Source organism: Streptomyces recifensis (assembly GCF_002154615.1).
GTDB lineage: Bacteria > Actinomycetota > Actinomycetes > Streptomycetales > Streptomycetaceae > Streptomyces > Streptomyces griseoluteus.
On the sequence record NZ_MUNH01000167.1, the window covers coordinates 1 to 11513 of the forward strand.

At 72.8% G+C, this 11513-nt stretch carries 10 protein-coding genes and 1 pseudogene; 5 read left to right on the plus strand and 6 right to left on the minus strand.

Going from position 1 to position 11513, the window contains the following annotated elements; translation table 11 throughout:
- A pseudogene (locus tag CCN33_RS31940) lies at nucleotides 1–463 on the plus strand (oxidoreductase); the annotation flags it as partial.
- Between the two features lie 13 nt (nucleotides 464–476).
- The gene (locus CCN33_RS10790; protein ID WP_086693425.1) at nucleotides 477–2117 is read left to right on the plus strand and encodes an ABC-F family ATP-binding cassette domain-containing protein; all 1641 of its coding nucleotides are present in this window, start codon (nucleotides 477–479) and stop codon (nucleotides 2115–2117) included.
- A gap of 49 nt (nucleotides 2118–2166) precedes the next feature.
- Here the strand turns inward: CCN33_RS10790 and CCN33_RS10795 are convergent, their stop codons facing one another.
- From CCN33_RS10795 to CCN33_RS10800, 3 genes are all read right to left on the minus strand, one after another.
- Entirely contained in the window at nucleotides 2167–4584 is a 2418-nt protein-coding gene (locus tag CCN33_RS10795) for a Tex family protein (RefSeq protein ID WP_086693426.1), read from the minus strand.
- Nucleotides 4585–4677: 93 nt separating this feature from the next.
- Nucleotides 4678–4797 (minus strand): LPFR motif small protein, encoded by a 120-nt coding sequence (locus CCN33_RS33500; protein WP_254641675.1) that lies wholly within the window; start codon nucleotides 4795–4797, stop codon nucleotides 4678–4680.
- An 80-nt stretch (nucleotides 4798–4877) separates the two neighbouring features.
- Entirely contained in the window at nucleotides 4878–5633 is a 756-nt protein-coding gene (locus CCN33_RS10800) for an enoyl-CoA hydratase/isomerase family protein (protein ID WP_086693427.1), read from the minus strand.
- A gap of 268 nt (nucleotides 5634–5901) precedes the next feature.
- Here CCN33_RS10800 and CCN33_RS10805 point away from each other — a divergent pair, with 268 nt between their 5' ends.
- A complete protein-coding gene (locus CCN33_RS10805; protein ID WP_086693432.1) occupies nucleotides 5902–6396 on the plus strand; it encodes an ATP-binding protein in 495 nt (164 codons plus the stop codon).
- Nucleotides 6397–6409: 13 nt separating this feature from the next.
- Here the strand turns inward: CCN33_RS10805 and idi are convergent, their stop codons facing one another.
- The 3 genes from idi to galE all read right to left on the minus strand — a co-directional run bounded on the left by idi (nucleotide 6410) and on the right by galE (nucleotide 9181).
- Complete coding sequence (idi, locus tag CCN33_RS10810) at nucleotides 6410–7003, minus strand: isopentenyl-diphosphate Delta-isomerase (RefSeq protein WP_086693428.1); 594 nt, start codon at nucleotides 7001–7003, stop codon at nucleotides 6410–6412.
- Between the two features lie 104 nt (nucleotides 7004–7107).
- On the minus strand, nucleotides 7108–8049 hold the full coding sequence (locus CCN33_RS10815) for a cation diffusion facilitator family transporter (RefSeq protein WP_086693429.1): 942 nt from the start codon (nucleotides 8047–8049) through the stop codon (nucleotides 7108–7110).
- 160 nt (nucleotides 8050–8209) lie between these two features.
- Complete coding sequence (gene galE, locus CCN33_RS10820; protein ID WP_086693430.1) at nucleotides 8210–9181, minus strand: UDP-glucose 4-epimerase GalE; 972 nt, start codon at nucleotides 9179–9181, stop codon at nucleotides 8210–8212.
- 282 nt (nucleotides 9182–9463) lie between these two features.
- Here galE and CCN33_RS10825 point away from each other — a divergent pair, with 282 nt between their 5' ends.
- Complete coding sequence (locus CCN33_RS10825) at nucleotides 9464–11263, plus strand: DUF5941 domain-containing protein (protein WP_086693431.1); 1800 nt, start codon at nucleotides 9464–9466, stop codon at nucleotides 11261–11263.
- Nucleotides 11260–11513 (plus strand): sugar phosphate nucleotidyltransferase (locus CCN33_RS10830; protein WP_167387824.1); only part of this gene is annotated, 254 nt, incomplete at its 3' end. The genes CCN33_RS10825 and CCN33_RS10830, both read left to right, overlap by 4 nt.

Sequence of the window (11513 nt, forward strand, 5' to 3'; positions counted from 1 at the left end):
CATCACCCCGGACGCCACCGACGTCCCAGCCAGGGAACTCAGGCAGTACGGGGCGGCGTTGATCGTCGCAGAGACCCAACGGGCCGCCCTGCGCGAGACGTTCGCCCACACCGGCACCGTCCTCGTCGACGCGCCCGCCCCGGTCGTCCCGGTCCTCGTCGCCCAGCTCCAGCAGGCCCTCGACCGCGCCCCGGACGACCGCCGCCGCCTCACCGCGCTGACCGCGAGCCCGTACGCCGCCGAGATCGACGTGAGCGCGCCGGGCCGCGTCCAGCTCACGGCGTACCGCGTCGACCGGCTCCGCCGCACCCATGTCCGGACCGTGCTGGACGCCGTGCTCGGCCCCGGTCACCACCGGCTGCCGCTCGATGCGAGGACGGTCAGGGGCGAGGCGTACCTCGTGGCCCGCACCTCCGGCGGGGTACTGGTGGCAGCGGTCCGGGGGGCGTCGGCCCGCGACTAAAATCGGCGTCCTGATGACTGCCACCCTCGTCGCCAAGAATCTCGCCGCCGGCCACGGCGACCGCTCCCTCTTCACCGGGCTCGACCTCGTCGTCGCGCCCGGAGACGTGATCGGGCTGGTCGGCGCCAACGGCGCGGGCAAGTCCACGCTGCTCAAGATCCTCGCCGGGCTCACCGCGCCCGAGGAGGGCGAGCTGCGGCTCTCCCCGCCGACCGCGACCGTCGGCCACCTCCCGCAGGAGCCGGAGCGCAGGCCGGGCGAGACCGTGGGCGAGTTCCTGGCCCGCCGTACCGGCGTCGCCGAGGCCCAGCGCACCATGGACGAGGCCACCCAGGCCCTGGTCGACGGCGCGCCTGGCGCCGACGACGCGTACGCCACCGCGCTGGACCGCTGGCTGGGCCTCGGCGGCGCCGACCTGGACGAACGCGCCGAGGACGTGACCGGCACCCTCGGCCTCGCCGTCGGCCTCGACCGGCCCATGACCTCGCTGTCCGGCGGCCAGGCGGCCCGCGCCGGACTCGCCTCCCTGCTGCTCTCCCGCTACGACGTCTTCCTGCTGGACGAGCCCACCAACGACCTCGACCTCGACGGCCTGGAGCGGCTGGAACGCTTCGTCACCGGGCTGCGCGCGGGCACCGTCGTCGTCAGCCACGACCGCGAGTTCCTCACCCGCACCGTCACCAAGGTCCTCGAACTCGACCTGGCCCAGCGGCAGATCAACCTCTACGGCGGCGGCTACGCGGCCTATCTGGAGGAGCGGGACGTGGCCCGCAGACATGCCCGCGAGGACTACGAGGAGTACGCGGACAAACGCGCCGCCCTCCAGGACCGGGCGCAGACGCAGCGCTCCTGGATGGACAAGGGCGTGAAGAACGCCCGGCGCAAGGCGGGCAGCGACAACGACAAGATCGGCCGCAAGTTCCGCAGCGAGGCCAGTGAGAAGCAGGCGGCCAAGGCCCGGCAGACCCAGCGGATGATCGAGCGCCTGGACGTGGTGGAGGAGCCGCGCAAGGAGTGGGAGCTGCGCATGGAGATCGCCGCCGCCCCGCGCTCCGGCGCCGTGGTGGCGACGTTGCGGGACGCCGAGGTCCGGCGCGGTGCCTTCACCTTCGGCCCGGTCTCGCTCCAGATCGACTGGGCCGACCGGATCGCGGTCACCGGAGCCAACGGCGCGGGCAAGTCCACCCTGCTCGGCGCGCTGCTCGGCCGGGTCCCGCTGGACTCCGGCGACGCCACGCTGGGCTCCGGGGTGCTGGTCGGCGAGGTCGACCAGGCCCGCCAGTTGTTCCACGGCTCCGAGTCGCTGCTCGACGCCTTCCAGGCGGCCGTCCCGGACACCGAGCCGGTCGAAGTACGCACCCTGCTCGCCAAGTTCGGCCTGAAGTCGGAGCACGTACTGCGTCCGGCCGCGTCCCTCTCGCCCGGCGAGCGCACCCGCGCCGCCCTCGCGCTGCTCCAGGGCCGGGGCGTCAACCTGCTGGTGCTGGACGAACCGACCAACCACCTCGACCTGCCCGCCATCGAGCAGCTGGAGTCGGCACTCGACGCCTACGAGGGAACGCTCCTGCTGGTCACCCACGACCGGCGCATGCTGGACGCGATCAAGGTGACCCGCCGCCTGGAGGTCGCGGACGGCAAGGTGACCGAACGCTGAACCCCGCCCCCGGCCCGGCGTCGCGGCCGGGGGCGGGGGCGGGGCAGGCTCAGCGGCGGCCCTTGTTCGGGTCGACCAGACCGGCGCGGCGCAGGGCGTCCGCCATGGCGCTGTTGGCCGGCGCGGGGGCGGGACGGCCGCCCCGGTCCTTGCCGCCACCGCTCCCACGGCCCTGGCCGCCCTGGCCGCCGCCCTGACGCCGGCCCTGACCGTCCTGGCCCTGTCGCTGCTGGGGCGGGCGGGCGCCGCCGCCCCGCTGCTGGCGGGGACCCCGCTCCTGCGGAGCCGCCTCGTCGTCCAGCCGCAGCGTCAGCGCGATCCGCTTGCGCGGGATGTCCACGTCCAGGACCTTCACCTTGACGATGTCACCCGGCTTGGCGACGTCCCGCGGGTCCTTGACGAACGTCTTGGACATCGCGGACACGTGCACCAGGCCGTCCTGGTGGACGCCGATGTCCACGAACGCGCCGAAGGCGGCCACGTTCGTCACCACGCCCTCCAGCACCATCCCGGCGGACAGGTCGGAGATCTTCTCCACGCCCTCCTTGAAGGTGGCCGTCCTGAACGCCGGACGCGGGTCGCGTCCCGGCTTCTCCAGCTCCTTCAGGATGTCGGACACGGTCGGCAGGCCGAAGGTGTCGTCCACGAAGTCGGCGGCCCGCAGCGAGCGCAGCACCCCGGTGTTGCCGACCAGCGAGGCCACGTCCTGCCCGGTGGTCTTCACCATCCGCCGCACCACCGGGTACGCCTCCGGGTGCACGCTGGAGGAGTCCAGCGGGTCGCTGCCGCCCCGGATGCGCAGGAAGCCCGCGCACTGCTCGTACGCCTTCGGGCCCAGCCGGGACACCTTCTTCAGCTCCGCGCGGGAGGTGAACGGGCCGTTCTCGTCGCGGTGCGTGACGATGTTCTCGGCCAGCGTGGCGGAGATGCCCGACACCCGCGAAAGCAGCGGCACGGACGCGGTGTTGACGTCCACACCGACGCCGTTCACACAGTCCTCGACCACCGCGTCCAGCGAACGGGACAGCTTCACCTCGGAGAGGTCGTGCTGGTACTGGCCGACGCCGATCGACTTCGGGTCGATCTTCACCAGTTCGGCCAGCGGGTCCTGCAGACGCCGGGCGATGGAGACCGCGCCGCGCAACGACACGTCCATGCCGGGCAGTTCACGGGAGGCGTACTCCGACGCCGAGTACACCGACGCGCCCGCCTCGGAGACCATCACCTTGGTGAGGTTCAACTCGGGGTGTCTGGCGATGAGTTCGGTCGCCAGCTTGTCCGTCTCGCGGGAGGCGGTGCCGTTGCCGATGGCGACCAGGTCGACCGTGTGCTCCTTGGCCAGCCGGGCCAGCTTGGCGATCGCCTCGTCCCACTTGTTGGCGGGCACGTGCGGGTAGATCACATCGGTGGCGACGGCCTTGCCGGTCGCGTCGACCACGGCCACCTTGACCCCGGTACGGAAACCGGGGTCGAGGCCCAGCGTGGCGCGGGTGCCGGCCGGGGCGGCCAGCAGCAGGTCGCGCAGGTTGGCGGCGAACACGTCGACCGCCTCGTCCTCGGCGGCCGTACGCAGCCGCAGCCTGAGGTCGATGCCGAGGTGCACCAGTACCCGGGTGCGCCAGGCCCAGCGGACGGTGTCGGCGAGCCACTTGTCGCCGGGACGGCCCCGGTCCGCGATGCCGAACCGGTTCGCGATGATGCCCTCGTACGAAGACCGGCCCTCCGTCGGCTCCTCCGGCTCCAGGACGAGGTCGAGGACCTCCTCCTTCTCGCCGCGCAGCATCGCCAGGATCCGGTGCGAGGGAAGGGCGGTGAACGGCTCGGTGAAGTCGAAGTAGTCGGCGAACTTTGCGCCCGCCTCCTCCTTGCCGTCCCGCACCCTGGCGGCGAGCCGGCCGCGCGTCCACATCCGCTCGCGCAGCTCACCGATCAGGTCGGCGTCCTCGGAGAACCGCTCCGTCAGGATCGCCCGCGCGCCCTCCAGCGCGGCCTGCGCGTCCGCGACACCCTTGTCCGCGTCCACGAACGCGGCCGCGGCGGCCGCCGGTTCCACCGACGGGTCGCTCAACAGCCCCTCGGCCAGCGGCTCGAGACCGGCCTCCCGCGCGATCTGCGCCTTGGTCCGCCGCTTCGGCTTGTACGGGAGGTAGATGTCCTCCAGGCGCGCCTTGGTCTCGGCGCCCCGGATGCGCTCCTCGAGATCGTCGGTGAGCTTGCCCTGCTCGCGCACCGACTCCAGGATCGCGCTCCGGCGCTCCTCCAGCTCCCGCAGATAGCGCAGCCGCTCCTCGATGGTGCGCAGCTGCGCGTCATCGAGGAGTTCGGTCGCCTCCTTGCGGTAGCGGGCGATGAAGGGCACCGTGGAACCGCCGTCCAGCAGCTCCACCGCGGCCTTCACCTGCCGCTCCCGTACGCCGAGTTCCCCGGCGATCCTGCTTTCGATGGACCCTGTGAGGGGTGTCGTCACGATCCCGTACCGCCTTCTGACGCTGAACGTTGCGCGGCAATTGTGGCAGGTGGCACGGGGATGCGTACGACAGGGCGCACCGGGCGCCCCGCGTCAGGCCCGGCCGCTGGAGGCCCCGCCGAACAGCCGGGCGAGCGCCCGGAAGGGCAGGGTGACGACAGTGGCGATGGCCCCGCCTATCTGACGCAGCACATCGGCGATGGCACGGAACATGAGAGAAACTCCAATCCACCCGGCGGGTTGCCCGGTGCGCACCGGGTACCCCACGAGCGGCTCACCACGCCCCGGCCGGATCACCCGGTCGTGGGCACGCCCCAGGTGAAGCGGGGTTCGCGGCGTTCCAGGAAGGCGGTGACGCCCTCCTCGGTGTCGGTGGAGGCGAGGGACTGGGCGGTCCAGTGGGAGTCGCGGTCGGTGCGGCCGTCGGCGTACTCCTTGGCGGCGGCCTGGGTGAGCAGGGAGCGGGCGGCCAGAGTGGCGGTGAGGGCGGCGACGCGCTTGTCCAGCTCGCCCTCCGGGAGCACCTCGTCCACCAGGCCGGTGCGCAGCGCGCGGTCGGTGCCGATCAGTTCGGCCGAGAAGAGGAGGTGCTTGGCCGTGGCCGGGCCGACCAGGGAGACGAGGCGCCGGGTGGAGGAGGCGGGGTAGACGATGCCGAGCCGCGCCGGGGTCACGCCGAACTGCGCGCCCTCCTCCGCCAGCCGGAGGTCACAGGCGGCCGCGAGCTGGGCTCCGCCGCCCACGCAGTGGCCCTTGATCGCGGCGAGCGTCGGCTTGGGGAACGCGGCCAGCGCCTCCTCGGCGGCCACCGCGAGGCCCTGCGCCTCGGCGGGCGAACCGCGTAGCGTGGAGATGTCCGCGCCCGCGCAGAAGGTCCCGCCCTCCCCGGTGAGCACCAGCGCGCGCACCTCGGGATCGGCGGCCAGCTCCGCCAGCAGCGGGGGCAGCGCCCGCCACATCGCGGCCGTCATGGCGTTGCGCTTGGCCGGGTGGCGGATGACGACGGTGGCGACGCGGTCGGCGACGGCGTGCGACAGCTCGGGCTCCATGCGGCGGATGCTATCCGCGGGTACGGGTCATGGCGGCGTGAGTTGGCTCGCACCACCCGCGTACAGATGTGACGAACCCGTACAACCTGAATAGTTCTCGAATCGGACGCCGGGGGGACAGATGCGGTCATCCGCGCGACCACACCGTACGGATGCGGTCGGAACCGTTCGATACCCGCTGACTTGTGTTCAGTCCTCCGGAGCGCACCCCGGCGTTACCAACACTCGACGTGTGGTGACAATCGAGCGCGAGGGTGGCGACCGGACGATGGACAACCACGGGCGCGGGGGTGTGCCGCGCCCCGCGGAGGGCGCCGAGCGCCCGCCCGAACCCCTGCCGTACGAAGGAGTGTGGCGGTTCACCGCCCCCGCCGTGGACGCGTCGGTCCCGCAGGCGCGGCACGCCGTACGGGATCTGCTGCTGCGCCAGGGCGTACCGGTCGCGGACGAAGTGGTGGACGGGCTGCTGCTGATCGTCTCCGAGCTGGTCACGAACGCGGTCAAGCACGCCGCGCTGCTCTCCCCGGTGCTCGGGGTGGAGGTGGCCGTCGGCGCCGAGTGGGTCCGGGTCTCGGTGGAGGACAACCATCCCTACCGTCCGACCGCGCTGGAGGCCGACCACGGTCAGACCGGGGGCAGGGGGCTGCTGCTGGTGCGCGAGGTGGCGCGCGAGGCGGGCGGCGCGGTCGACGTGGAGCACACGGCGAGCGGCGGCAAGGTGATCTGGGCCGCCCTGCCGCTCAAACCCGCACTGTCCGGATGAGGGTCCCGCGGGCCTACCAGCCCGCGGCCGACCCCGTCAGCTCCTTGATCGCCGGACGCGCCGCGTCCAGCACCGTCATGAACCACGCGGAGAACGGCTCCCGCGCGTGCCGCTCCGCCAGCTCGGCCGCCGTCACGAAGGCGACCCCGCCCACCTCCTCCGGGTCCGGCGCCGGCGCCTGCTGCACCAGCCCGACGAAGAGGTGGTTGTACTCCTGCTCCACCAGGCCCGACGCCGGGTCCGGGTGGTTGTAGCGCACGGTGCCCGCCTGGGCCAGCAGCGAGGGCGAGACCCCCAGCTCCTCGTGGGTACGCCGGGCCGCCGCCGCGAACGGCGCCTCACCGGGGTAGGGGTGACCGCAGCAGGTGTTGGACCAGACACCGGGCGAGTGGTACTTGCCGAGCGCCCGCTGCTGGAGCAGCAGCCGGCCCCGCTCGTCGAAGAGGAACACCGAGAACGCCCGGTGGAGCTGCCCCGGCGGCTGGTGGGCGGTCAGCTTCTCCGCGGTGCCGGTCGTCACGCCGTTCTCGTCCACGAGTTCCAGCAAGATCGGCTCCGCGGTGCCGTTCGACGAGCTGTGTGCCTCGGTGGCTGGTGTGATCGGCATACCCATCCTTCGCGTCGGTCTTCGCACCCCCAAGTCTGCCGTACGAAACCGGCACTCCCGGCACTTCCCGGCACGTCCGCATGTCCTCGACCCGTACGTGTACCTCAGTGACAGAGGTGCGCCTCGTGCTCCGCGTGCCCGCCCGGCTCCAGCTGGAAGGTGCAGTGCTCCACGTCGAAGTGGTCGCCCAGACAGCCCTGCAGTTCGTGCAGGATCTTCTCGTGGCCGATGGCGTTCAGCACATCAGTGCTCACCACCACATGTGCGGAGAGCACAGGCATACCCGAGGTGATCGTCCACGCGTGCAGATCATGTACGTCCTCCACACCGTCCAGCGCCAGGATGTGTGCCCGTACCTCGGTCATGTCGACGTCCTTGGGCGCCGCCTCCAGCAGCACGTCCAGCGTCTCGCGCAGCAGCCGCAGCGTCCTCGGCACGATCATCAGCCCGATGAGCAGCGAGGCGATCGGGTCGGCGGCCTGCCAGCCGGTGGCAAGGATCACGGCGGCCGAGACGATCACCGCGACCGAGCCCAGCGCGTCCGCGGCGACCTCCAGGAAGGCACCGCGCACATTGAGGCTCTCCTTCTGCCCGCGCATCAGCAGCAGGAGCGAGACGGAGTTCGCCACCAGGCCGATCGCGCCGAACACCACCATCAGCCCGCCGTGCGTCTCGGCCGGCCGCAGGAACCGCTGCACCGCCTCGACCAGCACATAGCCGCCCACCCCGAGCAGCAGCACACAGTTGGCGAGCGCGGCCAGGATCTCGGCGCGGGCGAAGCCGAAGGTGCGGTGGGTGCTCGGCGGCCGGGCCGCGAAGTGGATCGCCAGCAGCGCCATGACCAGGCCCACCGCGTCGGTCGCCATGTGGGCGGCGTCCGCGACCAGCGCCAGGGAGTCCGCGACCAGACCGCCGACGATCTCGACCACCATGATGGTGAGCGTGATGCCCAGCGCCGCGCGCAGCCTGCCCCGGTACGCGGCCGCGGCCGTACCGGTGGACGGCACATGGCTGTGCGCATGCCCGTGGTCGTGCCCTGCCCCCATGAGAGAACCGCCCTTCAGCGCCGCGCGCCGGCTCGCAAACGAACGCACCGGCTCACAGTGAACTACGGTCGGCGGCCCCTGGGCAACGCGGCACTGAACACCGTTGTCATATGCTCTGACCTGCGGAAACGATCCGCAGGTCAGAGCCGTACGGCAGCGCTCAGCGGCCGCGGTGGTGCTGCCAGCCCGCCCACGCCGAGGCGACCATCTCCGGTACCCCGAGCCGGGCCCGCCAGCCCAGTTCGGCCGCCGCCCGCTCGGCGGAGGCGACCGCGCGCGGCGCGTCCCCCGGCCGCCGGTCCTCGACCACCGGTTCCCGCCGGTCCCCGGTGACCTCGCCGATCAGCGTGATCAGCTCGCGCACCGACACCCCCTCGCCCCGGCCGACGTTCAGCGTCAGATCACCGGCCGGCGCGTCCTCGGACAGCCGCCGGGCCGCCGCGAGGTGGGCCTCGGCGAGATCGGCGACATGGATGTAGTCGCGGACACAGGTGCCGTCCGGCGTCGGATAGTCGGCGCCGAAGATCCGGGGCGCCTCGTCACGGGTCAGCCGGTCCAAGACCATCGGCACGATGTTGTACACCCCGGTGTCGGCCAGATCCGGCGCGGCCGCGCCCGCCACGTTGAAGTAGCGCAGGCACACCGTGGAGATGCCGTGCGCCTGTCCGGCCGCGCGGACCAGCCACTCACCGGCCAGCTTGGTCTCGCCGTAGGGGTTCACCGGGACACAGGGGGTGTCCTCGGTGATCAGGTCCACGTCCGGATTGCCGTACACGGCCGCGGAGGAGGAGAAGACCAGCCGCCGGACGCCCGCGTCCGCGATCGCGTCCAGCAGGGTCGCCAGGCCGCCGATGTTCTCGCGGTAGTAGCGGACGGGCTCCGCCACCGACTCCCCGACCTGCTTGCGTGCCGCGAGATGCACCACACCGGTCACCCCGTGCTCGGCGAACACCCGCTTCAGCAGGTCCCCGTCCAGCGTCGAGCCCTCGACCAGCGGGATGCCCTCGGGCAGCCGCTCGGGCACCGCCGCCGACAGGTCGTCCAGGACGACCACGTCCTCCCCGGCGCCGTGCATGGCCCGCGCCACATGGGCCCCGATGTATCCGGCTCCGCCGGTGATCAACCACGTCATGCCCGCAGACCCTACGCCGAGCCCCGCCGGGCGTCCTCGATGTCCGGATTGCACACCGCCCGCCGGGGCGCGGTTTGTGGGCGGGCCCTTCGATCCCCGATGATGATCGCGGCACAGGCGGGCGCGGCCCCGGTGGACCGGGCCTGAACGCCCGGTGAACGGGTGCACCGGCCCATCCGATAGCCTCTGCCGACATGCCGCCCCGGCGAGCCGCAGGCGAGGGGCGCCCCCAATCACGCAGCAGACCGGCGCCGCCGCGCCGGACCCAGGGAGTGAATTCGGTTGCCGACCGCCATCGTCACCGGTCAGCCGGTCCCCGGATCGTCCCTCGAAGGCGATCTGCGGTCCCTCGGCTTCGACGTGCGCATGGCCGCCGACACCGCCGAGGCCCGGAACCTGATCGCGGACGCCCCCGCCGACGGGCGGGTGGCCCTGGTCGACGCCCGCTTCGTCGGCCACCCGCACGCCCTGCGCCTCGGCCTCACGGACCCCCGCTTCCCGCTCGCCGCCGTCCCCGGCGCCGTCACCGCCCAGGGCACCGCCCGGCAGGCGCTGAGCCGGGCCCTGGAGGGGCAGGACGAGACCGGCGGCGGCACCGCGGTCGCCGTCGACAGCCTGCCCGACCGCCTGGTCACCGCCCTCGACGCCGACGGCACCCCCGTGCACCGCCCCGAGCTGGGCAGCCTGGTCGCCGCCGTCCCCGCCGACCCGCAGGCCCGCAACGAGGCCCGGCAGGCCGTCCTCGCCGTCGACGAGGAGGACGTACGCCTGAAGTCAGCGGTGAAGTCCCGCGACGGCTTCTTCACCACCTTCTGCATCAGCCCGTACTCGCGCTACCTCGCGCGCTGGTGCGCCCGCCGGGGCCTCACCCCCAACCAGGTCACCACCGCCTCCCTGCTCACCGCGCTGATAGCGGCGGGGTGCGCGGCCACCGGCACGCGCCCCGGCTTCATCGCGGCCGGCGTGCTGCTGATCGCCTCCTTCGTCCTGGACTGCACCGACGGCCAGCTCGCCCGCTACTCCCTCCAGTACTCCACGCTCGGCGCCTGGCTCGACGCCACCTTCGACCGGGCCAAGGAGTACGCCTACTACGCCGGACTCGCGCTCGGCGCGGCCCGGGGCGGCGACGACGTCTGGGCCCTCGCGCTCGGCGCGATGATCCTCCAGACCTGCCGGCACGTCGTGGACTTCTCCTTCAACGAGGCCAACCACGACGCCACCGCCAACACCAGCCCCACCGCCGCCCTCTCCGACAAGCTGGACAGCGTCGGCTGGACGGTCTGGGTCCGCCGGATGATCGTCCTGCCCATCGGCGAACGCTGGGCCATGATCGCCGTCCTCACCGCGGTCACCACCCCCCGCATCACCTTCTACGTGCTGCTGATCGGCTGCGCCCTCGCCGCGGCGTACACGACCGCCGGGCGCGTGCTGCGCTCGCTGACCCGCAAGGCCCGCCGTACCGACCGCGCCGCCCGCGCGCTCGCCGACCTCGCGGACACCGGCCCGCTCGCCGGAGCCCTGGCCCGCGTGCTGGGGCGGGGCCTGCCCGGTCTCGCCGTCCCGGCCGCCGCCTTCCTCGGCGGCGCCGCCGTGGTCGCCTGCTCGGCGCTGACCGGCTTCGGCGGGTGGCTGCCGGTCGTCGGCGCGGTGGTCTACGTCCTCACCTCGGCGCTCGCCACGGCCCGTCCGCTGAAGGGCTCGCTGGACTGGCTCGTCCCGCCGTTCTTCCGCGCCGCCGAGTACGGCACGGTGCTCGCGCTGGCCGCCCGCGCCGACGTCCACGGCGCCCTTCCCGCGGCGTTCGGGCTGGTCGCGGCGGTCGCCTACCATCACTACGACACGGTGTACCGCATCCGCGGCGACGCCGGAGCGCCGCCGGCCTGGCTGGTGCGCGCCATCGGGGGGCAGGAGGGGCGCACGCTGCTCGTCACCGTGCTTGCCGCGCTGCTGACCGCCTCCCAGTTCACCGTCGCGCTCACGGTCATCGCCGTGTGCGTCGCTCTGCTGGTGCTCGTCGAGAGCATCCGCTTCTGGGTGTCCGCTGGGGCGCCCGCCGTCCACGACGAAGGAGAAACCGCATGATCGGCCTCGTGCTGGCGGCCGGCGCCGGACGGCGTCTGCGCCCCTACACCGACACGCTGCCCAAGGCCCTGGTGCCGGTGGGCCCGGAGGGCGACGAGGAGTCGCTCACCGTTCTCGACCTCACCCTCGGCAACTTCGCCGAGGTCGGTCTCACCGAGGTCGGTGTCATCGTCGGTTACCGCAAGGAAGCCGTGTACGAGCGCCGGGCGGCCCTCGAGGCGAAGTACGGCCTGAAGATCACGCTGATCGA